Consider the following 25,429-nt stretch of genomic DNA (forward strand, 5'->3'; position numbering starts at 1 on the left):
TCAGTCCTTTTTCGGGTTGCTACGCGCATTCGCCGCGGCCGCGGCCGCGGCCGGTGGCGGCGGCGGGTTGTCGATCTTGACGATGGTCGGGGACTTCCACGGCCCCGAGATCCGCATCTGGTAAGTCAGCGCCTTCATCACCGGCGCGCGCAGGAACAGCTGCGCCAGGTAGCTGCCGATGCCGATGATCGGGTTCACCGCCAGGCCGTACACCAGCGGCCCGGTGCCCAGGTTGAATTCGGGGATCACCACCACCCGCAGGTTGGTGGTTTCGTTGGCGATGTCGGCGGTGCCGTCCATCAGGATGGTGGCCGCCACCCCGTGCATCTTGAGGTTGTCGGTGCGCAGCACGCCGCGCGAGATCATCGCGTTCGCGCTGATGCCGTCGAAGGCCAGGCCTTCCGAGAACACGTCGTGGAAATCCAGCTTGAGGAGGCGCGGCAGCGCCTGCAGGCTCAGGACGCCCAGCAGCTTGGCGGCGCCCGGGTCCTGCTTCAGGAATTGGCCCGACTCCACGTTCATCTCGATCTGGCCGGACAGGCTCGGGATGTCCAGGTCGTAGGGCAATCCGCTCCAGGAGATGTCACCCGACATCTTGCCCTTGCCGCGGCGCAGGGTTTCCGGGAAGCCGAGACGATCCAGCAGCTTGCCGGCGTCGTCGATATCAAGGATGAAGTTCAGGCTGGTGTTGCTGCGCCCGTCCTTGTGCAGCCAGCGGCCGTTCGCCTTCAGTTGGCCGTCCGGGTTGTCGAGGGTGAGGCGGTTAATGCGCCATTCGCGCCCGGCCAGCGCCTGCACGTTGTTGGCCTGCAGTTCGAGGCGGCCGAGGCGCTTGTCGGCCAGCTGGAACTGCTCGGCCACGATGTCGAGCGAAGGAATGGTGGCGCTGGCGCCGCGGTTCGATTCGAGCAGGTTCTTGACTTCGGCTTCGCTTGAAGCCGGGATCACCAGCGAGGCCAGGCGGGCGGTCACCTTGCCAAGGCCCTGGCCGCTGCCCGATTCGGCCCAGGTCACGTAGCCGCTGGCGTGGCGCGAATGCAGGTTGGCCTGCCAGGTATCCTTCTGGTGGGTCGCGCCCAGCACCACGTCGGCCAGGCGCCGTTCGCCGATGGTCAATTCGCCCACGCGGCCGCCGATCAGGGTCGGCATCACGTACTGGGCGAAGTCTGCCCCGCCACCGCCACCTGCAGTCTCGCCCCCCTCGCCCGCAATGGCCTTGCCGGCGGCGATCCAGGCGTCCGCATTCAGGGCGCGCAGGTTTACGTTGATCATCATGCCGCCGTCCGGTTCCGGCGCCGGCACGTTGGCGCCGATCCCGCCGCGCAGCACGGTCCAGGGTCCGCGCCCCGCCTTCTCGCGCAGGTAGCGCGCCGCCAGATTGTCGCCCAGCGCAACGCGGATCTCGTCGCGCGCCACGCCGTTCACGGTCGGCTCGCCCGCCAGCACGAAGCGCAGCGGCAGCGCATCGGCCTGCGGCTTGTTGACGGGCGCCGGCAGTTCCAGGCCCAGGCCCGCCAGGTTCGATTCGAGCGTGACGGTGCGTCGTCCTTCGCGCACCACCACGCTGCCGGTGTAGGGCGTGCTGCCCGACAGGCGCTCTGCCAGGCGTCCCAGCGCCGGCGCCGGGGCGGTGCGGCGCATGCCCTCGCTCGACAAGGTGCCGCCGAGCCGGATCGCGATGCTGCCATCCTTCTGGGTGCCGCCGGACAGGCCCAGCGGCCCGCCCAGGAAGCTGGCATTGATGCCGTTCAGGGCCACGCCGCGCTCCCAGAAGTCGATCCGTCCCTGCGCAGCCGCCAGCGGCGGCAGTTCCGGGAACAGGCTGACCTCGTTGCCCAGCAATTGCAGGCTGCCCTGCACCTTGGTGTCCGGCAGGTGCGCCAGCGGCATGCGCAGCTTCAAGCCCAGGCGCGCGTTGCCGGCGGCCCGGGTTTCATCGGTGAAGTGGCCGATCCACTCCGGCACCGGACTGGCCCCCACGTAGCGCAGGAATTCCTGCAGCGGGGCGGCGGCGTTGCCGTCGATTTCCAGCATCATGTGCTCGTGTGCGCCGAGGTCGGGGATCACCGCCTTCACGTTCGACAGCGCCACGCCCATGGTGCTCAAGCGGTCGCCGCGGATCTCCATACGCGCGCGGTCAAACTCGATGCGGCCGTTGATGTTCTCGGCCAGCGGCCACAAGGGCGTGCCGTCGGGGTGGCGGTGGCCGGGCGCGTATTCCAGGCGCGCGTTTTCGAGACGGCCGGCGACATTGAATTCGCCGCGCGCGCGTTCGACCAGATTATTGGCGCGGAAGGGGAAGCCGGCCAGGTCGCCGCGCAGGCGCAGCGTGGCGTCGCGCAGGGTGCCGCCCTGCAGCGCCCCCGTCAACCAGTGGGCCAGGTGCTCGGGCGTGGCCAGCGGCAGCCAGCGCCCCACGGTGCCGATCGCAAAGCCGTCCAGCTTGCCGCTGAAATCGGCGGTGCCGGGGCCGTGTCCCGGCTGCAGCGGCAGCGTATGGCGGCCCGACAGCGAACCGCTCAGGCCGCCTTGCGCGAACTGCAGCTTTTCCACCTCGACCAGCAGCTGCCGGCCCGGGTCGATGGTCCAGCGCGCCTTCAGGTCCAGGCGGTCGAGCGGCAGCGCCGGTTCGGCGAACCAGGCCGGCACCTGCAGCACCAGGCTGCTTGCGCCGACGGTCACGCTGCCGCCGTTCTGGCTGGCGTCGATGCTGCCGCTCAGGTTCTGGAAGCCGGGCGTGGCCGGATGCGCGGGCAGCGCCGGCTGGCCCTCCCTGGCCGGCTGGGCCGGGCGCGCCGGCTGGGCGTTGATGGCCAGGCCGGCGACGTCGCCGCGCAGGCGGAAACCGCGCAAGTCGGGGTAGCGCCCGTCCCACTCGGCCGCGACGTCGAGCAGGCGGCCACGCGGCGCGTAGTCGAGCAGCATCTGGCGCTGCTGCGGCGGCAGCGGCAGGTAGCCGGCCAGCGCCGCCAGCGCGCCGATGTCGAGCTGGCGCGCGCTCAGCTCGCCCCGCTCGGGCCTGCCTTCGCGCGCCGGCAGCCAGCGCTGCTCGAGGGTGGCCGGCGGCAGCGCGCGGCCGTCGCGCGTGGTGACCGAGAAGTCGGTCACGCTGACCGTGTGACCATGGGCGCCGAAGGTCGGCTTGCCCTCATCTTTCCCGGGCAGCATTTCCTCGCGCGCCGCCAGGCGGCCCTTGAGCCGGGCCAGCCGCAAGGGCTCCAGGGTGGCGCCGAGGCGCGCATTGACGTCGCTGAGTGCCAGGTCGGCGGTGAAGCCGGCCACCCGGGCCTGGTCGAAGTTCAGCCAGGCGCGCACCGAGCCGCGCCCGCTCGTCATCTGGAAAGGCAGATCGACCTGCTGCTTCCATGCCACCAGGTCGACTTCGCGCAGGTCGGCATACACTTCGCCCTTCCAGCGCGCCATATCGGAAGGCCGCGCGCCGAAGCGGTGGCGGAAGCTGGCGCGCACGTCGAGCGGCTGGCCGAGCGCGCGCGGCGGGGTGGCGCGCAGCGCGAAGCGGTGGCCGCCGCCGAAGCGGTTGAGCAGGGCCATGGTGACGTCGGTCAGGACCAGGGTGGGACGGCCGTGCAGCTCGTCGGTCCAGTCGACCCGTCCCTGGCGGATCACGATCTCGCGCTGGCGCAGCAGCCAGTCGGCGCCGCGCCCGTCGTCCTTTTTATTCGGGTCGAGGCGCACCCCGGCCACACTCAGCGTGCCGTCCCTGCCGCGCCGGACGTCCAGCTGCGGGCCGGTCAGTTCTAGCGCGTGCAGGCGCGGCTCGAAGGCGGCCAGGCTCCACCAGGACAGCGCCGCTTCCACCCGCGGCAAGACCAGCACCTGGCGCCCGCCGCGGTCGATCAGGCGCACGTCGCCCAAGCTCAGGACCGGATGGATGCCCTGCCAGGACGTGGCCAGGCGCGCGATCGTCACGCGGTTGCCGAGCGCGCGGCCGGCGGCGGCTTCGATGTCGCCCTTGTAGACGTCGATGTTCGGGAAAATGGCGTAGCGCAGCACCAGGAACAGCAGCGCCAGCGCAAAATACAGCAGCAGCACCAGCTTGATGGCAAAGCCGAGGAAATGGTGCGAGGCCAGGTTCGCATAGCGATAGGCGGCCCGCAGCCGGTGCCAGCGTCGGGCCAGCGGCAGGTGGGCGTGGGCCGCCTGTTCCTGGTTGTCCATCAAGGTGCTCAAAAAGGCTCGCCGTAAATTGATTCTCTATTAACAGATCGCTTGCAACAGTCGCGGCGTCTACCTTACCATCGTGCTCACCCCAGGCGGCACGGCGGGCAATTCTACCGCACGAATGCCTGCTGGACGGCAAAAACACAAGCCCAAACCGACACCATGAACCCTGCTGCGCCGTCCACCCCTTCCCCTATGACACACTCGCGCTTCCTGCAGCGCTGGCTCGGGGCCGATCCGGCGCGCCAGGCGCAGCTCGACGAGCTGTCCGGATTATCGCTGGCCGGCGTCGACCTTGGCGCGTTATTGGCGCGCCAGCTCGAGGCCGGCCTGCCCCTGCCGCGCGCCATGCGCCGCCTGCGCAACCTGCTGGTCTGCGCCATCATCCGGCGCGATCTCGAAGGCCGCGCCGAACTCGACGAAGTGGTGAGCGCCATGACCCGCTTCGCCGATTTCGCCATCCAGACCCACGTCGCCGCCCTCACCGAGGAGCTGGTGGCCGCCCATGGCATGCCGGTCGGCGAGGAATCCGGCCGCCCGCAAGGGCTCATGGTGCTCTCGATGGGCAAGGGCGGCGGCGGCGAGCTGAACGTTTCGTCGGACATCGACCTGATCTTCGTCTACCCCGAGGACGGCGATACCGCTGCCGGCCCCGGCCAGCGCCAGCTGTCCAACCACGAGTTTTTCGTGCGCCTCGGGCGCCGCCTGAACGCCGCCCTGTCCGAAATCATCGAGGACGGCTTCACCTTCCGCGTCGACATGGCGCTGCGCCCCAACGGGAATTCGGGCCCGCTGGCGGCCAGCCTTGCCATGGTCGAGGAATACCTCATTGTGCAGGGCCGGGAATGGGAGCGTTATGCCTGGGTCAAGGCGCGCGCGGTCACCGGCGATCCGGAGGACATCGCGGCACTGGACGCGATCGTGCGCCCCTTCGTGTTCCGGCGCTACCTGGATTTCGGCGTGATCGACGCGATCCGCAACATGCACGCGCAGATCCGCGCCGAGGTCAAGCGCCAGGAGCGCCTGCACCCGGAGCGCAGCCACAACGTCAAGCTGGGCCGCGGCGGGATCCGCGAGATCGAATTCCTGGCCCAGGTGTTCCAGCTGATCCGCGGCGGGCGCGACCCGGCCCTGCGCGAACGCTCGACCCGGACCACCTTGCGCCTTCTGGCCGAGCGCGAGCTGCTGTCCCAGGATACGGTGGCGCGCCTGCTGGAGGCCTACACTTTTCTGCGCAACCTGGAACACCGCCTGCAGTACCTGGACGACGCCCAGACCCATACCCTGCCCGCCAGCGAGGAAGACCGCCTGGCGGTGGCCCGGATGATGGGCCTGCCCGACGTGTCCACCCTCTTGGTGCGGCTGGAAGAGCAGCGCGCCTTCGTCGCCGCCCAGTTCGACGCGATCTTCGCCGACAAGAGCGAAGGCGGCGAAGCGGAAGGCGCGACCCTGGCCGACGATCCGGAAAACCGCGAGGCGATCGCCGCCCGCCTGCTCGAGCTCGGCTACGACGATCCGGCCGGGGCGGCCGCGCGCCTGGTCGCCACCCTGCAGGGCCCGCGCCTGGCCAGCTTGCCGGACGCCAGCCGCGCCCGCCTGCTGGCGCTGGGCGACGCGGCCCTCGGGAGCATCGCTACCGTCGTGCGCGAGGCCGGCATCGGCAGCCACGCCGGCACGCTCGGGCGCCTGCTCGACTTCTTCGAAGCGATCGCACGCCGCTCGGCTTACCTGTCGCTGCTGACCGAATACCCGCACACCCTCGAGCGCGTGATCCGGATGATCAATGCCAGCGGCTGGGCCGCCACCTTCCTGACCCAGCACCCGATCCTGCTCGACGAGCTGCTGGACGACCGCAATGAGGGCGTCGCCGACCTCGCCCAGCTGGCAAGCGAGCTGGACACGCAGCTGAGCGAGGCGGCCGGCGACACCGAGCGCCAGCTCGACATCCTGCGCGAAGCCCACCACGCCCAGCTGTTCCGGCTGCTGGCGCTGGACCTGGCCGGCGAACTCTCGGTCGAGCGCCTGGCCGACCACCTGTCGCTGCTGGCCGACACCATCGTCGGCGCCACCATCCGCCATGCCTGGCGCGCGGTCGCCAGCCGCCATCGCGAGGAGCCGCGCTTCGCCGTCATCGCCTATGGCAAGCTGGGCGGCAAGGAGCTGGGCTACGTGTCCGACCTCGACGTGATCTTCCTGTTCGACGACGAGGACGAGATGGCCCCGTCCAACTATGCCAAGCTGGCGCAGCGCTTCATTACCTGGAACACGGCCCACACCGCGGCCGGCATCCTGTTCGACATCGACACCGCCCTGCGCCCGGACGGCGCCAGCGGCATGCTGGTGTCCAGCGTCGGCGCCTTCGAGCGCTACCAGACGGCCAGCGCCTGGATCTGGGAACACCAGGCCCTGACCCGGGCCCGCTTCTGCGCCGGCGACGCCGCCATCGGCGAGCGCTTCGAGCAGATCCGCATCGCCGTGCTGCGCAAGGACAGGAGCGGCCAGGAGCAGCAGCTGAAGGACGAGGTGCGCGCCATGCGCCGCCGCATGCGCGATGCCAACGTCAACGCCAGCCTGCTGTTCGACCTGAAACAGGACGAAGGCGGGATGATCGACATCGAGTTCATCGTCCAGTATCTGGTGCTGCGCCATGCCGCCAACTACCCGCAACTGACGGCAAATGCCGGCAACATCGCCCTGCTCCGCCTGTGCGGCGAGCTTGGCCTGATCGACGCCGGGCTGGCGGCCGCTGTCGCCGACGCCTACCGGGCCATGCGCCGCCTGCAGCACCAGGTGCGCCTGCAGGGGCAGGAAAAGGCGCGTGTCGATCCGCAGCTGCTGGGCGGCCACCCGGAGGCCGTGCGGCGCCTGTGGGAAGCCTGCCTGGGCGCCTGAATTATTCCTTCCGCATGCACCAATCCGGTGCATGCGCCCCCTTCTTATGCGTTTTTCCCTATCAAAGCACATGTTTTGCGCATAGATTTTCTATTGACTTTTGAGTCAGAGATTTCCTACGCAAAACTGTTGTTTTTCGTTCAGTTTTCACACCTGTGTAATTGACGGGCATCAATACAGAATGATCTTATACAGAGGTGTATGCACTAAAGCATTGCCGCTACCCGTGGTGTGCCGGTCCGCACAAGTTGCACCTTTTGAAAACATAGAACCGCGCCCTCCCTTTCTCGGGCGCACGATGGAGAACACATGCAACAACGAACCAAGATCGCGATGGCCGTCGCTATCGCCCTCCAGTCCATGATTTCCGTGGCGCAGGCTCAAGAGGCTCCGCAACGCGTCGAAGTCACCGGTTCACGCATTCGCCAGGTTGACCTGGAAACTGCGCAGCCGGTCCAGGTGGTGAGCCAGGAACAGATCCAGAAAAGCGGTCTCGTGACCGTTGGCGATATCGTCAACCAGCTGTCGTCGGTCGGTACGCCGGCATTCAGCCGCGGCTCGGTCCTGACCTCGAACCGCGAACAGGGTGGCCAGTACATCAACATGCGTAACCTGGGTGCGCAGCGCCTGCTCGTGCTGGTCAACGGCAAGCGCTGGACCGCTTCGGTGGCGGGCTTCACCGACATGTCGACCGTCCCGTCGGCGCTGATCGAGCGTATTGAAGTGCTGAAAGACGGCGCCTCCTCGATCTACGGTTCGGACGCAATTGCGGGCGTGGTCAACATCATCCTGAAGAAGACCATGCAGGGCGGCACCGCCAGTGCCTACACCGGCCAGAACGACCTGGGCGACGGCAAGAACAAGGACTTCTCGGTTACCTACGGCGCCGGCGACGACAAGGCCAGCCTGCTGTTCGGCCTGACCCACACCCAGCAAGGCGAAGTCTGGGCCAAGGACCGCAACGCCACCGCCTTCACCTTCGGCCCGGCACACTACAACGGCGGCCTGGGCACCTCGCCATGGGGCCGTATCACCCCGGTGAACGCATCCGGCGGCTCGAACACCACCGCATCGGCGGGCGGCTTCAACCGTATCATCAACCACACCGGCACCTTCGACGGCGTGGGCACCAGCTCGGATTCGCGCAACCCGAACAGCTACCATGCATATGCCGGCGCCGACGCCGACGTGTTCAACTCGACCCAGCAGATGCACCTGCTGTCGCCGAACAAGCTGACCTCGATCTTCACCAAGGGTGAGATCGCGCTGCCGTACGACATGCGCCTGACCACCACCGGCATGTACGCAGTGCGCGATTCGAGCCGCCAGGTCGCCGGCTATCCGCTGACCTCGACCACCCAGGCGAAGTACCCGGTCTATATCGACAAGGACAACTACTACAACCCGTACGGCAACCAGGTTGCCGGCGCCGGCAAGGGTATCGACCTGTTCTTCGCCCGTCGCACCATCGAAGTGCCGCGCGTGACCGACAACACCAACCGCACCCTGCACCTGGATGCCGCACTCGAAGGCAATTTCCAGATCCGCAACCTGCCGTGGAACTGGTCGCTGGCCTATAACTACAACAAGGTCGAAGGCACCAACACCGGCTACGGCGACCTGAACCTGCTGAACCTGAAGAAGGCCCTGGGCCCGTCCTTCCGCAACGCATCCGGCGTGGTCCAGTGCGGCACCGCGGCAAGCCCGATCCCGCTGGCGGAATGCGTGCCTTGGGACATCCTCGGCGGCCCGTCGGCCTCGACTCCGGCAGCCCTGAACTATGTCATGGCAGTTGGCCAGGCGACCTACGGCTCGACCATCAGCAATGCCAACGCCGACATCAGCGGCGAGCTGTTCAACCTGCCTGCAGGCGCTGTCGGCATCGCGGGTGGCCTCGAACACCGCACCGTACGCGGCTACGACCGCCCGGGCCAGTTCGAGCAGTCCGGCTACTCGACCGGCCTGGCCGGCAACTCGACCTACGGCCGTTTCACCGTGCGTGAAGCCTACCTCGAAGCCCAGATCCCGCTGCTGAAAGCAATGCCGTTCGCGGAACTGCTGAACCTGAACCTGGCGTCGCGCTACTCGGACTACTCGAACTTCGGTTCGACGACCAACAGCAAGGCCAGCTTCATGTGGAAGCCAATCAAGGACCTGCTGGCACGCGGCACCTGGGCTGAAGGTTTCCGCGCCCCGACCCTGAACGACACCTTCGGCGGCGGTTCGCAGTCTTACGACAGCTACCTGGACGCCTGCGACAGCGCCTTCGGCAATGCGGCAACCACCCCGGCCACCAAGGCACGCTGCACCGCCGCCGGTGTTCCGGCAACCTTCCGCCAGGTGAACCAGGCCGGTACCCCGGTCACCGCCGGTGGCGCCCAGACCCCGACGCCATTCCAGACCGGCGCCGGCAACTCGGCCCTGCAGCCGGAAACCGCGGTCACCAAGACCGCCGGCTTCGTCTACAGCCCATCCTACGTGCCTGGCCTGTCGGTCGGCCTCGACTGGTTCAACATCAAGGTGGCGAACCGCATCACTGCGATCAGCGCGACCTTCGTCGTGAACCAGTGCTACATCGACGGCGTGCAGAGCTTCTGCGATGCGATCAAGCGTGATCCGATCACCGGCCAGATCGTCAACCTGTCGCGCGGCAACGCCAACCTGGGCGCACTGGAAACCGAAGGCTACGACCTGAGCCTGAACTACCGTCTGCCACGTACCCGCTACGGCCAGTTTGGCTTCCGTTCGGAAACCACCTATGTTGATTCGTATCGCAGCAAGTCGAGCAACACTGCCAGCTTCACCGAGTATGCAGGCGAATACGACATCTTCAAGTGGAAGGCAAACATCGCGTTTGACTGGAGCCTGGGCAACTGGAGCGTCACCCTGGCCAACCGCTTCTACAGCAGCCAGAAGAACCGTTGCTGGACCGCCTCCCCGGCAGTCGAGTGCTCGAACCCGACGGGCTTGGCAACCTGGGGCACCGGCTACAACAAGTTCAAGGAAATGTGGTACAGCGACCTGTCGGTCGGCTACGCCCTGCCATGGAACGCGAAGCTGCTGGCTGGTGTGAACAACATCGGCAACAAGGGTCCGATCATCAACTACAACGCGAACAGCGGCTACGGCGGCCCGAACTCCTCGAGCTCGGTCAACCCGGAACTGCCGATCGACCGCTTCTTCTACGTGCGCTACAACCAGAGCTTCTGATAGCGCACTACGCATAAGCGATTCGACGCAATTTAATTGCGTAGCAAGCCCGTCCGGCGCAAGCCGGGCGGGCTTTTTCTTTGGTTTTTTGATATCTGCATTCGTCAATAGTTAAATTGTATCCGCCCAGTAAATACACAAAATTGCAACAATTGTGTATTTACTACGCTTGTTTAGTTTGACACTCCACGGCAACGGGTGATCTTATTGCTGACTTGAAAGCAATCTCAGTTGAGAGATTGACTACTTTCAGGTGGTCGTAACGACCCTTCCCGATGGCCAGCCACAAGCATGGCCGCGTTTTCACCCAAGGAGTTTTGCAACATGATGGAAACAATCTTGTCCCGGTCGATCCGCGCGATCTGCCTGGGCGGCATGACCCTCAGCATGGGCGCCGCTTTCGCCCAGGACGCAGCGCAGCCGCTGCAGCGCGTCGAAGTGACCGGTTCGCGTATCCGCCAGGTCGACCTCGAAACGGCGCAGCCGATCCAGGTCATGACCTCGGAACAGATCCAGAAGACCGGCCTGGTCACCGTCGGCGACGTGCTGAACCAGCTGTCCTCGGCCGGTTCGCCGGACTTCAGCAAGGGCGGCTCGCTGACCTCGAACCGTGAAAACGGCGGCCAGTACATCAACCTGCGCAATCTGGGCTCGAACCGCCTGCTGGTGCTGGTGGACGGCAAGCGCTGGACCCAGTCCGTCGATGGCTACACCGACATGTCGACCGTGCCGGCCTCGATGATCGAACGCATCGAAGTGTTGAAGGACGGCGCCTCCTCGATCTACGGCTCGGACGCGATCGCGGGCGTGGTCAACATCATCCTGAAAAAGCGCCTGGAAGGCGGCAACCTGAGCGTCTACCTGGGCCAGAACGAGAAAGCCGACGGCAAGAGCAAGGACTTCTCGCTGAGCTTCGGCGCCAACGGCGAGAAGACCTCGCTGATGTTCGGCCTGTCGCATACCGAGCAGGGCGTGGTATGGGCCAAGACCCGCGACATCACCAAGTACCCGCGCGGCCCGAAATACCAGAACGAAGGCCTGGGCGTGGGCCCATGGGGCGAGATCCTCCCGCTCGACTTCTCCTTCGACAAGGTCCTGAACCACACCGGTGGCCCGCTGGGCGACGGCGTCGGCCAGGATTCGCGCAACCCGGCCAACTACCACGACTGGGACGGCGGTCCGCTGGACAACTTCAACAGCGCCTCGCAGATGATGTTCGCGATGCCGACCAGGCTCGACACCATCTTCACCAAGGGTACCGTCGAACTGCCGTACGGCATGCAGTTCCAGACCACCGCGATGTACTCGCAGCGCAAGTCGGTAGCCCAGGTCGCCGGCTACCCGCTGAACAGCGAATCGCAGCCGGCCTTCCCGGTCTACATCGACAAGGACAGCTACTACAACCCGTACGGCAGCTCGGTCGTCGGCGCAGCCACCGCGCAGGACCTGTACTTCTACCGCCGCACCATCGAAGTGCCGCGCGTGACCGAGAACCGCAACAACACCCTGCACATCGACGCCACCCTGTCGGGCGACTTCGAGTTCCGTTCGCTGCCTTGGAACTGGGACATCGGCTACAACCACAGCGCCGTCAAAGGCTCGCTGCTGGGCACCGGCAACGTCAACCTGCTGAACCTGAAGAAGGCCCTGGGCCCATCCTTCCTGAACGCGTCGGGCGTGGTCCAGTGCGGCACCGCGGCGAACCCGATCGCGCTGGCGGAATGCCAGCCATGGAACATCATCGGCGGCCCGTCGGCCTCAACCCCGGCCATCATGAACTACGTCATGGCGACCGGCCAGGCAACCTACGGTTCGACCACCAACAGCGCCACCGCCAACCTCGCCGGTGAAATCTTCACCCTGCCGGCAGGCGCGATCGGCGTCGCGGCCGGTATCGAACACCGCGAAGTGAAAGGCTACGACCTGCCGGGCCAGTTCGAACAGTCGGGCTACTCGACCGACCTGGCGGGCAACCCGACCCGCGGCCGCTACACCGTGCGTGAAGCCTATGCCGAGCTGAACGTCCCGCTGCTGAAGGGCGTGCCGCTGGCCGACCTGCTGAGCGTCAACCTGGCGACCCGCCACTCCGACTACAGCAACTTCGGCGTGACCAACAACAGCAAGGCCAGCTTCATGTGGAAGCCGATCAAGGACCTGCTGGTGCGCGGCACCTGGGCCGAGGGCTTCCGCGCTCCGGCCGTGGGCGACACCTTCGGTGGCGGCCAGCAGACCTTCGATACCTACGTCGACCCGTGCGATTCGCTGTACGGCGCGACCAGCGACCCGGCCGTGGCGCAACGCTGCGCGGCTGCAGGCGCAGGCGCAGGCTTCCGCCAGCTGGCGCAAACCGGCCCGATCACCAGCGGCGCCGGCGACCAAAGCCCGTACCCGTTCGTGGCAGGCGCGGGCAACACCGCCCTGACTCCGGAAACCGCGATCACCAAGACCGTCGGCTTCGTGTACAGCCCGTCGTACGTCCCGGGCCTGACCGTGGCGCTGGACTGGTTCAACGTGAAGATCACCAACCAGATCACGGCGATTTCGGCGACCGAAGTGGCGGAATACTGCTACGTCGACAACCTCGCTCCGTACTGCGCGGCGCTGAAGCGTGACCCGGCCACCGGCCAGATCATCTCGCTGAACCGCGGCAACGCCAACAAGGGCGCGCTGATGACCGAAGGTCTCGACCTGTCGGTCGGCTACCGCCTGCCGCGTACCCAGTACGGCCAGTTCGGCATCCGTTCGGAAACCTCGTACGTCGACAAGCTGCGCGACCAGGCAACCACCGGCGCCGAGTGGACCGACTACGCCGGCCAGTACTTCTACAACCGCGTCAAGTCGAACCTGTCGCTGGACTGGAGCCTGGGCGACTGGAGCGCCACCTGGACCACCCGCTTCTACAGCGGCGTGAAAGACCGTTGCTACAAGGTGAATGCCGACGAGTGCTCGAACATCGGCGGCGAAGCCAGCTGGGGCAAGAACTTCAACAAGCTGGGCAGCACTTCGTACAGCGACCTGAGCGTCGGCTACAAGACCGCGTGGAAAGGCCAGATCATGGTCGGTGTCAACAACGTCTTCGACAAGAAGCCGCGCCTGATCACCACCCCCGCCGCCTCGTCCTCGCGCGTGGATGCGGACTACCCGATCGACCGCTTCTTCTACGTGCGCTACAACCAGGCATTCTGATGATGGGGCCCGTCAGGGCCTGATCTGAAGCCAATGTCCGATGCCCGCCAGGTTCGCCTGGCGGGCATTTTTCATTGGGCGCGGGTATCATGTCGGATTACCCGCCCCACCGCCCTTTAGAAAAACAGCATGCCAATCAAACTCAAGAACGCGAACGACATCGCGAAAATGCGCGTCTCCGGCCGCCTCGCGGCCGAGGTGCTGGCCATGATCAAGGAATACGTGGTGCCCGGCGTCTCCACCGAGGAACTCGACCGCCGCTGCAACGAATACATCCGCAAGGTGCAGAAGGCGACGCCCGCCAACGTCGGCTACCACGGTTTCCCGAAAACCCTGTGCACCTCGGTCAACGGCGTGGTCTGCCACGGCATCCCGAGCGAACAGGAAGTGCTGAAGGAAGGCGACATCGTCAACATCGACGTCACCGTGATCAAGGACGGCTGGCACGGCGACACCAGCCGCATGTACTTCGTCGGCGCGCCGACGCCGGAAGCGCGCAAGCTGGTCGACGTCACCTACCAGGCCATGATGGCCGGCATCCACAAGGTACGCCCGGGCGCGCGCCTGGGCGACGTCGGCCACGCGATCCAGAAGCTGGCCGAAGGCGCCGGCTACTCGGTGGTGCGCGAATACTGCGGCCACGGCATCGGCCGCGTCTACCACGAAGACCCGCAGGTGCTGCACTACGGCCGTCCCGACACCGGCCTGCTGCTCAAGGAAGGCATGACCTTCACGGTCGAGCCGATGATCAACCTGGGCGGCGCCGACGTCGACCAGCTGGACGACGGCTGGACCGTGGTCACGGCCGACGGTTCGCTGTCGGCCCAGTGGGAACACATGGTCGCGGTCACCAAGAACGGCGTCGAGATCCTGACGCCCTGGCCGGACGCCTGACTCTCCCCTGCGGGTTCAGGGGATGTCGGCGACCAGGTCGATCTTGAATCCCATGCCAGCGGCCAGCTTGCGCAGGGCCGCCCGGTTGGCCGGATAAGGATAGGCGCCCACGCCGCGCACACCGTGGCGCTCGAGCGTTTCCCGGCTCGGGAAATACACGGTCGTTTCCAGCCCGCTCGTCGTACCGAAACTGTATTTCTTCCCAGCCCGCATGCAGGCGGCCAGGGCCCGCTTCGCCGCCTGCTCCGAGACGTAGGCACGCTGGACGCCGCCGCAGTCCAGCCGGTAGCCGCTTTTTGACGCAGTCCGGCCGCTCAGCTTGCCGGCGCCGCCGAACAGCGCCGTGTCGACCCCGAGCGGGCCGAACAGCGCCTCCTGCCGTAAGTACAGGCGCGCCATCGTTTCGAACAGGGCGCGCGTCTCCGGCGCCATGCCTTCCATCCTGACCTGGCGGGTATCGGGCGCGCCGCCGTGAAAACCGAGCACCGCGCCCGCGTTCAGCGCCTTGTGGCGCGCCGGGACGAACACGTAGTTCGCGCAGGACGAGAAACAATACCGGTCGACTACCACCTCGACGTCGGCCGCGGCCAGACTTTCCCCAATGCGCATGCCTGCGTCGGCATCGCCGCCTGTCGAGTCGATGATGATGGTCTTCCCTCCGCTTTCGATGAAGCGGGTGATGATGTCCGCACTCTGCGCATTGATCGGGCCATCGATGCGCAGGCTGGCGCCGTCCCTGCTGTGCCTGAGCACCTCGTCGGCTGCTGCAGGTAATGCCAGGGCGAGCAGCAATGCCGCCGCTGCGCCCGAACCGATCTCCCGTCGACTCATCCCCGTTCCTTTCAAATGGCATAAAAAAACCCGGCCGAAGCCGGGTTCTTGACTAGGCGCGAGGCGCTTAGAAGTTGTACTTCGCCGAAACCGAGAAGTAACGGCCGTACGGGTTGTGCAGGCCTGCGTTGTAGCCGGCCAGCGGTGCACCTGCGCTCGCGCCGTAACGCGGATCGAACGGTGCTGCCTCGTCGAACAGGTTCTGGATGTTCAGGGTCAGAGCCAGGTTCTTGATGCCGGTGTAGGTGTAACCCACGCCGACACGGACCCATTCCTTGACCGCGCAATCCGGGAACGCGTTCAGGTAACCCGGCACCGCTGCGCTGGCGCTCGGGAAGTTCGCCGTGGTGCTGGCGTTGACGACCGGAGCGTAGTGGCAGAACGGCATGGCGTAGGTGACGTCCTTGTCGTACTTGCGTTGCAGCGAAACCTGGCCGGTGTAGTTCAGGTTGGCGCTGAACGCATGCGCACCACGGGTCAGCGAGGCCGAGATGTTGGTCTTCCAGCGCGGAACGTCGATGCCGCTCGACAGGTTCCAGTCCACCAGGCCAGCGTTGTAGCCAGCGATGTTGTGTTCCGGATCACCCTTTTCCTGCGCCAGGTAGTAACCGTGGGTGTAGGTCGAGGTCAGCTTGGCGCTGAAGTTACCCATCGAACCGAGGTTCTTGCGGAAGGCCACGTCGATGTCGACGCCGCGGGTTTCCATCGCACCCTGGTTGATCCAGGGTTCACGCACGGCCAGCAGAGGACCGGTGCCCGGGATCGGGTTGCCGGCAGCGTCGCGCAGCAGGTTGGCCGGGTTGGTGTCGCGGACAATCAGACCAGGATTGTTGTCTTCGTTACGCAGCGCGTCGAAGGCGGAACCCAGGGCCACTTCGTCTTCCTTGCGGATCTTGAAGAAGTCCAGGCCGAAGTCCCAGTTGCTGGTCGGCGAGAACAGGATGCCGAACGAGTAGGACTTCGAGGTTTCAGGCTTCAGATCCGGGTTCGCGCCGCCGGTGCCCGATGCCGACTTGTTGCAGTCCACTTCGGTCGCGCCTGGCTTCGGGGTCACTTCGTCGGCTTCGCAACGCTTCGGATCGAACAGGCCGGACAGGAAGAACTGCGCGCCGCCCGGGGTCACCTGCGACAGTGCCGGAGCACGGAAACCTTCAGCATAGGTGCCGCGGAAAGCCAGCGTCTGGGTCACGTTCCACTTGGCGCCGACCTTCGGCACGAAGTTGGTTTTCATGCCTTCGTACTTGTCCCAGCGACCGGCCCAGTCCATCTCGAAGTTCTTGAAGAACGGGGTGCGGAATTCGACGAAGCCCGACTTGACGTCGCGCTCGCCATCGATGATGACGTTGGCCAGGCCGTAGATGTTACCGGCTGCCAGTTCGGCGTCCGGACGCATCTTCAGGGTTTCGCGACGGAATTCGGCGCCGACCGCCATGCCGATCTGGCCGCCCGGCAGGTTGCCGAACTGGGTGCTGGCCTTGGCGTCGAGCTGGGCGATGCGCGAACGGTCGTCCGAGCGGGTGCTGCGGAACAGGGTCGGGTCGTTAGCGACGTCGGCGATGCGCGCGCCCTGGTTGATCTTGCGCAGGGTCGGCAGGTAGAGGCGGCCGTTGTAGCCGTCTTCCTTGCGCGCTTCGTTCAGCAGGAAAGCGGTTTCCCAGTCGAAGTTGAAGTGCGAGCCCGACAGGCCGGTCAGCAGGCGGCCAGTCTGGTTGATGGTCTCGGTGCCGGTCGGCGCGTTCTCGAAGCGGTAGGCGAAAGAGGCGCGTGCGTTCGGGAACGGGTTGTCCGGGTGGCCGATCGGCAGGATGGTCTGGTACGACGGCGCCACACCGCTCGCAGTGAAGTTGGTCACCGGGGTGGTGTTGATGGTGATCGGGTTGGCGGTGTACTGGCGCTCAGTGCGTGCATAGGCCACCTCGGCGAAGGCGCGCATGTTCTCGCCCAGCTTCAGCACGCCGCGGCTCAGGAAGCTGCCGTCCTTGCCCTTGCTGGTGCCTTCCAGGTTCTGGTTGGTGTCGTAGTTACAGAAGGTGCGGCCGATGAAGACGCTGGTGGCGGCCAGGCCCATCTGGGTGGTGCCGACCAGCTGGCGCGACGGGTCGCAGTTCAGGGTCACGCGCAGGCGGTCGGCGGCGTTGGCCTGGGTTGCGGTGAAGGAACCCGAGTTCGCGGCGGTTTCGCGGTAAAAGATCGGCGAGCTCGAGATGGTGCTGCCGTACGGGGTCGCGTAGCGGTTCTGCAGGCGCTTGTATTCGTCGAACTTGATGTCGCGCACTTCGTCGCGCTGGGTGCGGTCGCGGTCCGAGATGTCGGCGGTGAAGAACACGTTGAAGCCGTCGGTCTCGACGTCACCGATGCCGGTGAAGAAGGTCGCGCCCTTGCGTGCGAATTCGCCGTCGTCGTTGGCGCTGGCGCGTGCACTGATTTCCGAGCCGCGGAACGAGGACTTGGTGATGAAGTTGATGACGCCGCCGATGGCGTCGGAGCCGTACACGGCCGATGCGCCATCCTTCAGGATCTCGACGCGCTCGAGCGCGTTGATCGGGATCTGGTTCAGGTCGTACAGGGTCGAGTTGCCGTTGTTCGGGTCGGCGTATGCGGACGGCGCCATGCGGCGGCCGTTCAACAGGATCAGGGTCGAGGTCGACGACAGGCCGCGCAGCGACGCGGTCGAGACGCCGCGCGAGAAGCCGCCGTCATTGGTGTCGAGGTTGTTGTCGGTACCCATCGACGGCACCAGGCGGATCAGCTCGGTGACGGTGGCCGCGCCGGACTCGCGGATTTCCTTGGCGGTAATGGTCTGGATCGGCTGGGTGCCTTCCTTGTCCGTACGCTTCAGGTTCGAGCCCGTCACGTAGACGGTGGCAGGCGCTTCCGATGCGGAATTTTGCGCCAGGGCGAATGGTGCGGCGCCAACTGCCAGGGCAACTGCGACGACACTGTGTTTCAAGAGTGGTTTATTCACGTTTTCTCGTCCCTACGATTTTTAGTTATTGCTCAATACAATCCATATGCATCTGGTGCATACAGAGGCTTAGTCTCGCAGGAACTTGCAACAAAGAAAACGCTTTTCGTAAAGATTCGTAAAAAAAACTTGATATCTGTTGTTTTTCCTCAACGCAGAATTTTGTTCTGCGAAATGCACATATGAGTATATGAAAAACGCCCCTTTCGGGGCGTTTTGGCAAACTTCTGTATGTACAGAAAAGGCACCGGGACGGTGCTTTTCGTGCACAACAGGGGTGCTTATTTGGCGCTCATCAGTGCAACCGTCGTGTCCAGCATGCGGTTCGAGAAACCCCACTCGTTGTCGTACCACGACGACACTTTGACCAGGCGGCCCGAGACCTTGGTCAGGGTGGCGTCGAAGTTCGACGAAGCCGGGTTGTGGTTGAAGTCGACCGAGACCAGCGGATCGGTGTTGTAGGTCAGGATGCCTTTGAGGGCGCCTTCCGAAGCCGATTTCATGATCTGGTTGACTTCATCGACCGTGGTGTCGCGCTTGGCGATGAACGACAGGTCGACGATCGACACGTTGATGGTCGGCACGCGGATCGCGAAACCGTCCAGCTTGCCGTTCAGTTCCGGCAGCACCAGGCCGACCGCGGCGGCGGCGCCGGTCTTGGTCGGGATCATCGACTGGGTGGCCGAACGGGCGCGGCGCAGGTCTTCGTGCATCACGTCGGTCAGCACCTGGTCGTTGGTGTAGGCGTGCACGGTGGTCATCAGGCCGGTTTCCAGGCCGATGGCTTCGTGCAGCGGCTTGACCAGCGGGGCCAGGCAGTTGGTGGTGCAGGAAGCGTTCGAGATCACGGTGTCGCTGGATTTCAGCACGTCCTGGTTGACGCCGAAGACGATGGTCGCGTCGACGTCCTTGCCGCCCGGGGCCGAGATGATCACCTTCTTGGCGCCGCCCTTCAGGTGGGCCGAGGCCTTTTCCTTGGTGGTGAAGAAGCCGGTGCACTCCAGCACCACGTCCACGCCGAGCTCGCCCCATGGGATCTCGGCCGGATTGCGCTGCGCGAACACGCGGATCTTGTCGCCGTTGACGATCATGTTGTCGCCTTCGACCGTGACGGTGCCCGGGAACTTGCCGTGCGCAGTGTCGTAGCGGGTCAGGTGGGCGTTCGATTCGGCGTTGCCGAGATCGTTGATCGCCACGATCTGGATGTCTTGTTTCTTGCCGCCTTCGTAGAAGGCACGCAGGATGTTGCGGCCGATGCGGCCATAACCGTTGATTGCAACTTTGATCGTCATTGCTTAGCTCCTGATTAGAAAAAAACTTTTTTCGTCACACCCATGTGAAAAGGGCCGCCACGCGGCAGCCCTTTGAAACAGATTACGCGCCGATCACGCCCTTAGCCTTGGCCACGACGTTCTCGACGGTGAAGCCGAAGTGCTTGAACAGCACCGGCGCCGGCGCCGATTCGCCGAAGGTGTCGATGCCGACCACGGCGCCTTCCAGGCCCACGTACTTGTACCAGAAGTCGGTAACGCCGGCTTCGATCGCGACACGTGGAATTCCGCGCGGGAGGACCTGTTGCTTGTAGCTTTGTTCCTGGCGCTCGAACACGTCGGTCGACGGCATCGAGACCACGCGGGCGTTGATGCCCTCGCCTGCCAGCGCGTCGGCCGCCTTCATCGCCAGTTCGACTTCCGAACCGGTCGCGATCAGGATCACCTTCGCGTCGGCGGCGTCGCGCAGCACATAGCCGCCCTTGGCCACGTTGGCGATGGTGGCGCCGTCACGCTCCATGAACGGCAGGTTCTGGCGCGAGAAGATCAGGGTGCTCGGGCCATCCTTGCGCTGCACGGCCGCACCCCAGGCCACTTGCGATTCGACCGTGTCGCACGGACGCCAGTTGTCCAGGTTCGGGATCAGGCGCAGCGAAGAGACGTGCTCGATCGACTGGTGGGTCGGGCCGTCTTCGCCCAGGCCGATCGAGTCGTGGGTGAACACGAACAGCGAACGGATCTTCATCAGGGCGGCCATGCGCAGGGCATTGCGGCTGTAGTCCGAGAAGGTCAGGAAGGTCGCGCCGAACGGGATGAAGCCGCCGTGCAGGGCGACGCCGTTCTGGATCGCGGCCATGCCGAATTCGCGCACGCCGTAGTTGATGTGGTTGCCCGGAATGCCCGAACGCACCGCGACCGACTCTTTCCAGTTGGTCAGGTTCGAGCCGGTCAGGTCGGCCGAGCCGCCCAGGAATTCCGGCAGGGTCGCCGCCAGGGCCTGGATCGCGTTCTGCGAGGCCTTGCGGGTGGCGATGGTTTCCTTCTTTTCCACGCACGCTGCGACGGCGGCATCCAGGATCTGCTTGAAATTGCCCGGCAGTTCGCCCTTCATGCGGCGCTCGAATTCGGCGGCCAGTTCAGGATGGGCGCCGCGGTATTCGGCGAATTTTGCATTCCATTCGGCTTCCACCTGGGCGCCGCGCGCCTTGGCGTCCCAGGCTTCGTAGATCTCGCCCGGGATGTCGAACGGGATCGGATCCCACAGCAGGTGCTGGCGCACGGCCGCGATTTCCTTGTCGCCCAGCGGAGCGCCGTGGACCTTGTCGCCGCCTTCCAGGTTCGGGGCGCCCTTGCCGATGATGGTCTTGCACATGATCAGGGTCGGACGGTCCGATGCCTTGGCCTGCTCGATCGCGTCCGAGACCGCGCCCACGCTGTGGCCGTCGATCTGGCCGATCACGTTCCAGCCGTAGGCTTCGAAACGCTTGCGGGTGTCGTCGGTGAACCAGCCTTCGACGCGGCCGTCGATCGAGATGCCATTGTCGTCGTACAGCCAGATCAGCTTGTTCAGGCGCAGGGTGCCGGCCAGCGAGGCCACTTCGTGCGAGATGCCTTCCATCAGGCAGCCGTCGCCCAGGAAGGCGTAGGTGTAGTGATCCACCACGTCGTAGCCCGGGCGGTTGAATTCATAGCCCAGCAGCCACTCGGCCAGCGCCATGCCGACCGAGTTGGCGATGCCCTGGCCCAGCGGGCCGGTGGTGGTTTCCACGCCCGGGGTGATGCCCACTTCCGGGTGGCCGGCGGTCTTCGAGTGCAGCTGGCGGAAATCACGCAGGTCGTCCATCGAGAGCTCGTAGCCGGCCAGGTGCAGCATCGCATAGTGCAGCATCGAACCGTGGCCGTTCGACAGCAGGAAGCGGTCGCGGTTGAACCAGCCCGGATTGGCCGGATTGTGGCGGTAGTGCTTGTCCCACAGCGCGACGCCGATCTCGGCCATGCCCATTGGCATGCCCGGGTGGCCCGAGTTGGCTTTCTGGACGGCGTCCATCGCCAGCGCGCGGATCGCGTTGGCCATCAGGGTGGTGGTTTGCGTAGATTTCATGGAAGTGCGAGGTCTGGATTGGAAAGCGGAGGCGATGCTGCTGGCCGTAACCCGGTATTTTAGCAGACCAGCGTGCTGCCCTATTAAAATGCAGCTTTATTCAACATCCCAAGAGCACGCATGCCCCGCTTTTATTGCCCCCAGCCGCTGGTCGCCGGTTCCACCGTCGACTTGCCGGAAGCCGTCGCCCATCACCTGCACGTCGTGCGCCTGCAGCCGGGCGAGAACCTGACCCTGTTCAATGGCGAAGGCGGCCAGGTGCGCGCCACCCTGCTCGACAGCGGCAAGCGCCGCGCCAGCGCCCGCGTCGAGGCGGTCGAGGACGTCGAGGCCGAGCTGCCCTACGCCGTCACCCTGGCCCAGGGCCTGCCGGAGGGCAGCAAGATGGACTGGATCATCGAAAAGGCGGTCGAGCTGGGCGTGGCCGCGGTACAGCCGCTGGCGGCACAGCGCAGCGTGGTGCGCCTTTCCGGCGAGCGCGCCGAGAAACGCCAGGCCCACTGGCAGGGCGTGATCGAAGCCGCTTCCGAACAGTGCGGGCGCAACCGGCTGGCGCGGCTCGAAGCGCTGCAAGACTTCGGGCGCTGGGTAGCGGCGCCCTCCCCGGCTCCACGCATCCTGCTCAGCCCGCGGGCCAGCCAGTCGCTGGCGGCCTGGGCCAAGGAAAACGGCCCGCAGGACGTAATCCTGATGGTGGGTCCGGAAGGCGGCTTCAGCCGTGAGGAAGAAGACGCGGCCCTGGCCGCCGGCGCGCTGGCGCTGTCGGTCGGTCCGCGCGTATTGCGCACAGAAACGGCGGCGTTGGCGGCCCTGGCCATGCTGGGAGGGCTCTGGAACGGGATGTAATTTTTACCGAATGGTAAAAAAAAGCCCCGGAAGCAGCGAACTGCTCCGGGGCTTTTGTTTGTCAGGACAGCGGCATCGCTGCCGCTGCCTGTCTCAGCTGATTAGAACGTGTAGTTCAGGCCCAGGCTGAAGAAGCGGCCGACCGCGCCTGGCTGGTGCAGCGAGGCGTTGTACGAGGTACCGGCGCCGGCGTTACCGTAGGTGCCGACGTCGATCGGTGCTTCACGATCGAACAGGTTCAGGATCGCGCCACGCAGGGTCAGGTTCGGCGACAGCTTGTACTGCACGTTCAGGTTGGTGACGGTGAACGAAGGCACGTTGCAGTAACCGGCCGGCTGCCCAGTCGGCACACCCTGGAAGTAGTTACGGCCGCCCACTTCCGCTGCGGTCGCGGTGCAGTCGTTCACGCCCAGTGCCGGGTCGATGGTCGAGAAGCCGCTCGTGTAGTTCACGGTGGCGGTCACGTCCAGCGGGCCACGGTTGTAGCCGAGGGTGAACTGTGCACGGTCTTTCGGGTTACCGGTGGCGCCGCCGACCGACGACGGGCCCTGGGTGCCGGCCAGCTGGATGCTCTGGCCGTCGATGATGCTTTCGTAACCGAAGGTGTGCGCCGCCGACAGGGCTGCCGAGATGGTGCCCGCGTCGTTGGCCAGGCGCCAACGGTAACGCACGTCCGCTTCGACGCCGTGGGTCTGGACCGCGCCCGCGTTGATGTACGGCGACAGGCCGTACAGGATCGGGCCGACCGACGGAGTGGCAACCACGCGGCCATCGCCGACGCCGGTGGCGACGTCGACCGGCAGTGCCGGGCCACGGACCCAGGTCGGGACGAAGTTCGGGTCGTTACCAGCCTGGGTCACCACCAGGTTGTTGATCCGGATCTTGTAGTAGTCCAGGGTCATGTTCAGGCCACGCATCGGCTCGTACACCACGCCCAGGGTGTAGGACTTCGACTTCTCAGGCTGCAGGTTCGGGTTGGTGGTCTGGACGTACGGCGGTGCGAAGCCGCAGGCGGTCGGGACGTTGCCGGCGGTGTTCTGGTTACCGTTGGCGCACAGGATCGGGTCGTTGATCGAGTTGAAGGTGAAGAACGAACCTGCGTTGCCCACTTCTGCCGGGTTCGGCGCGCGGAAGCCGCGTGCGAAGGTACCGCGCAGGGCGAAGTTCGACACTGGCTGCCACTTGAAGTTGGCTGCCGGGGTGAACGAGTTACCGTAGGTATCGTAGTGGTCGTAACGGCTCGACAGGCTGACCTCGACGGCCTTGATCGGGGTCGCGCGCAGCTCGGCGAAGACTGCCGAGTTGGTTTCGTCGCCGATGGTGAAGGCCGAGGTGTTGGCCACGGCGCCGTTCGCGGTCAGCGACGATGCTGGTGCGTTCTGCTCACGCTTGTGCCAGTGCACGCCGGCTGCGAAGGCCAGCGGACCCGCGCCGAACGACGGCAGGATTTCGCGCGAACCCACCAGGTCGACGTAGTTCAGGGTCGACTCCAGGGTGTTGCTGAAGCGCGGCGAGACAGCGTCGACAAGCGCCGGCGAGTTACCGCCCAGCACGTTCCATTGGCCGCCGACGATGGCGTTCCACAGGTTCTGGCGGTTGATGTAACCGCTGTAGTTCGCGTCAACCTTGACCTTGGTCATACCAGCTGCGGCCTGGACATCCCAGCCCATGGCGCTACCGGTCAGGTCGGCCGAGATGCGGCTGGTGGTCGACTTGTTGTTGGTGGTCAGGTTCGGGTCGATGTCCGGGATGTAACCGTACAGACGGGCCGCGTTCGCGAACGGGTTGGTGATGTTGGCGCCGACGCGTGCACCCGGAGCGAAGGTGGTGTTGTTGATCGCGTTGACGCGGGTGACCAGCACGCCGTTGTTCAGGGTGGTGACGCCGGCGTAGCTCAGCGGGTTGTAGGCCTGCGGGGTCGCGCCACGGTTGTTGGTGCTCTCACGCTGGAAGATCGAGCCCTTCAGCGCCAGTTCCCAGTTGTCGTTCAGCTTCTTGGTCATGCCGACCAGGACGTTGCGGTTCTCGGTTTCCGGCTGGATGAAGCCGAAGGTGTCGCGCACGGTGCACTGGTTCGCCATGTAGGCGGTGTAGTTACACTTCGACGGATCCAGGAACACGAAGTTGGCCGGATTGTTCACGCCGCCCGTGCCCGACGGGTTGTACAGGAACGGGCTGTTGGCCGGGGTCAGGAAGGAGTTGATGCTGCGCGGCGCACCGGTGGCGGTGGTGCCGGCGACCGGCGCACCCAGGGTGATGTTGTTGCCGCCACGCGAACGCCAGTCGCGGTTTGCGTAATCGTAGCTGTCGCGGTCGGCGACCTTGATCGCGCCCTGCTTGCGGATTTCCGCGGTGAAGAAGGCGTTGTAGCCGTCCTGGTCGATGTCGCCAATGCCGGCGCTGATCGAGGCGCGCTTGGTCTTGCCGCCGCCGTGCTGGGTGTTGCCGACTTCGGCGGACATGCGGGTGCCGGTCAGGCTCTTCTTCAGCTTGATGTTGATCACGCCGGCGATCGCGTCCGAACCGTACAGCGACGAGGCGCCGGATTTCAGGACTTCGATGGTGTCGATGGCGTCGAACGGGATCGACGACACGTCGACGAACTGGCGCTGGGCGTCGTCCGACAGCGGGTAGCCGGTCATGCGGTGGCCGTCGATCAGGACCAGGGTCGCGCCGACGGTCAGGCCGCGCAGCGAGATGCCGGATGCGCCGTTGGCGAATGCGCCGGCGAAGCCGGTGCCCAGGGTACCCGCGCCGTTGGCGGCCAGGTCGGTCAGCAGTTCAGCAACCGAGGTCTTGCCGCTCTTCTGGATGTCAGCGGCGGTCAGCACCTGCACCGGGGTCGGGGTCTCCGTGTTGGCGCGGCTGATCAGCGAGCCGGTCACGACCACGCGCTGGGGTGCAGCGCCGGCGGATTCGGTGGTCTGCGCGAAGGCCGGGGCACCGACCAGGGCGCCGCTGGCGACCGCGCATGCGACCGCGAACGGCAGCGACTTCAATTTAAACGTCATGAATACTTCTCCTTCTGGGCTTTTCTTAAGTGGTTTTTTT

At 65.5% G+C, this 25,429-nt stretch carries 10 protein-coding genes and 1 pseudogene; 5 read left to right on the forward strand and 6 right to left on the reverse strand.

Features of this window, described 5'->3' with window-relative positions:
• Positions 1–4,191, reverse strand: coding sequence for a YhdP family protein (locus tag GV068_RS04435; RefSeq protein WP_308636920.1), 4,191 nt, complete (start codon positions 4,189–4,191; stop codon positions 1–3).
• 144 nt (positions 4,192–4,335) lie between these two features.
• On the opposite strand from GV068_RS04435, the pseudogene glnE reads away from it, so the two are divergent.
• The 4 genes and pseudogenes from glnE to map form a co-directional block, all read left to right on the forward strand.
• A pseudogene (gene glnE / locus GV068_RS04440) lies at positions 4,336–7,074 on the forward strand (bifunctional [glutamate--ammonia ligase]-adenylyl-L-tyrosine phosphorylase/[glutamate--ammonia-ligase] adenylyltransferase); the annotation flags it as partial.
• Positions 7,075–7,383: 309 nt separating this feature from the next.
• Positions 7,384–10,284 carry a TonB-dependent receptor domain-containing protein gene (locus GV068_RS04445; RefSeq protein ID WP_159696184.1) on the forward strand — a complete coding sequence of 967 codons (2,901 nt, stop codon included), beginning with the start codon at positions 7,384–7,386 and terminating at the stop codon, positions 10,282–10,284.
• 339 nt (positions 10,285–10,623) lie between these two features.
• Positions 10,624–13,470, forward strand: coding sequence for a TonB-dependent siderophore receptor (locus GV068_RS04450; protein ID WP_229463721.1), 2,847 nt, complete (start codon positions 10,624–10,626; stop codon positions 13,468–13,470).
• Positions 13,471–13,599: 129 nt separating this feature from the next.
• Positions 13,600–14,364, forward strand: coding sequence for a type I methionyl aminopeptidase (gene map, locus GV068_RS04455; RefSeq protein ID WP_159696186.1), 765 nt, complete (start codon positions 13,600–13,602; stop codon positions 14,362–14,364).
• A 15-nt stretch (positions 14,365–14,379) separates the two neighbouring features.
• Here map and GV068_RS04460 read toward each other — a convergent pair whose 3' ends face one another.
• The 4 genes from GV068_RS04460 to tkt form a co-directional block, all read right to left on the reverse strand.
• The gene (locus tag GV068_RS04460; RefSeq protein WP_159696187.1) at positions 14,380–15,195 is read right to left on the reverse strand and encodes a hypothetical protein; all 816 of its coding nucleotides are present in this window, start codon (positions 15,193–15,195) and stop codon (positions 14,380–14,382) included.
• Positions 15,196–15,262: 67 nt separating this feature from the next.
• The gene (locus GV068_RS04465; RefSeq protein WP_159696188.1) at positions 15,263–18,160 is read right to left on the reverse strand and encodes a TonB-dependent receptor domain-containing protein; all 2,898 of its coding nucleotides are present in this window, start codon (positions 18,158–18,160) and stop codon (positions 15,263–15,265) included.
• A 281-nt stretch (positions 18,161–18,441) separates the two neighbouring features.
• Positions 18,442–19,452, reverse strand: coding sequence for a type I glyceraldehyde-3-phosphate dehydrogenase (gap, locus tag GV068_RS04470; RefSeq protein WP_159696189.1), 1,011 nt, complete (start codon positions 19,450–19,452; stop codon positions 18,442–18,444).
• Between the two features lie 82 nt (positions 19,453–19,534).
• Positions 19,535–21,532 carry a transketolase gene (tkt, locus tag GV068_RS04475; protein WP_159696190.1) on the reverse strand — a complete coding sequence of 666 codons (1,998 nt, stop codon included), beginning with the start codon at positions 21,530–21,532 and terminating at the stop codon, positions 19,535–19,537.
• A gap of 120 nt (positions 21,533–21,652) precedes the next feature.
• Here tkt and GV068_RS04480 point away from each other — a divergent pair, with 120 nt between their 5' ends.
• Complete coding sequence (locus GV068_RS04480; protein WP_159696191.1) at positions 21,653–22,378, forward strand: 16S rRNA (uracil(1498)-N(3))-methyltransferase; 726 nt, start codon at positions 21,653–21,655, stop codon at positions 22,376–22,378.
• Between the two features lie 101 nt (positions 22,379–22,479).
• Here the strand turns inward: GV068_RS04480 and GV068_RS04485 are convergent, their stop codons facing one another.
• A complete protein-coding gene (locus tag GV068_RS04485; RefSeq protein WP_159696192.1) occupies positions 22,480–25,389 on the reverse strand; it encodes a TonB-dependent receptor in 2,910 nt (969 codons plus the stop codon).
• Between the last annotated feature and the right edge of the window lie 40 nt (positions 25,390–25,429).

Origin of the sequence: Massilia sp. 9I (genome assembly GCF_902506415.1) — a bacterium.
Taxonomy (GTDB): Bacteria; Pseudomonadota; Gammaproteobacteria; order Burkholderiales; family Burkholderiaceae_D; genus Telluria.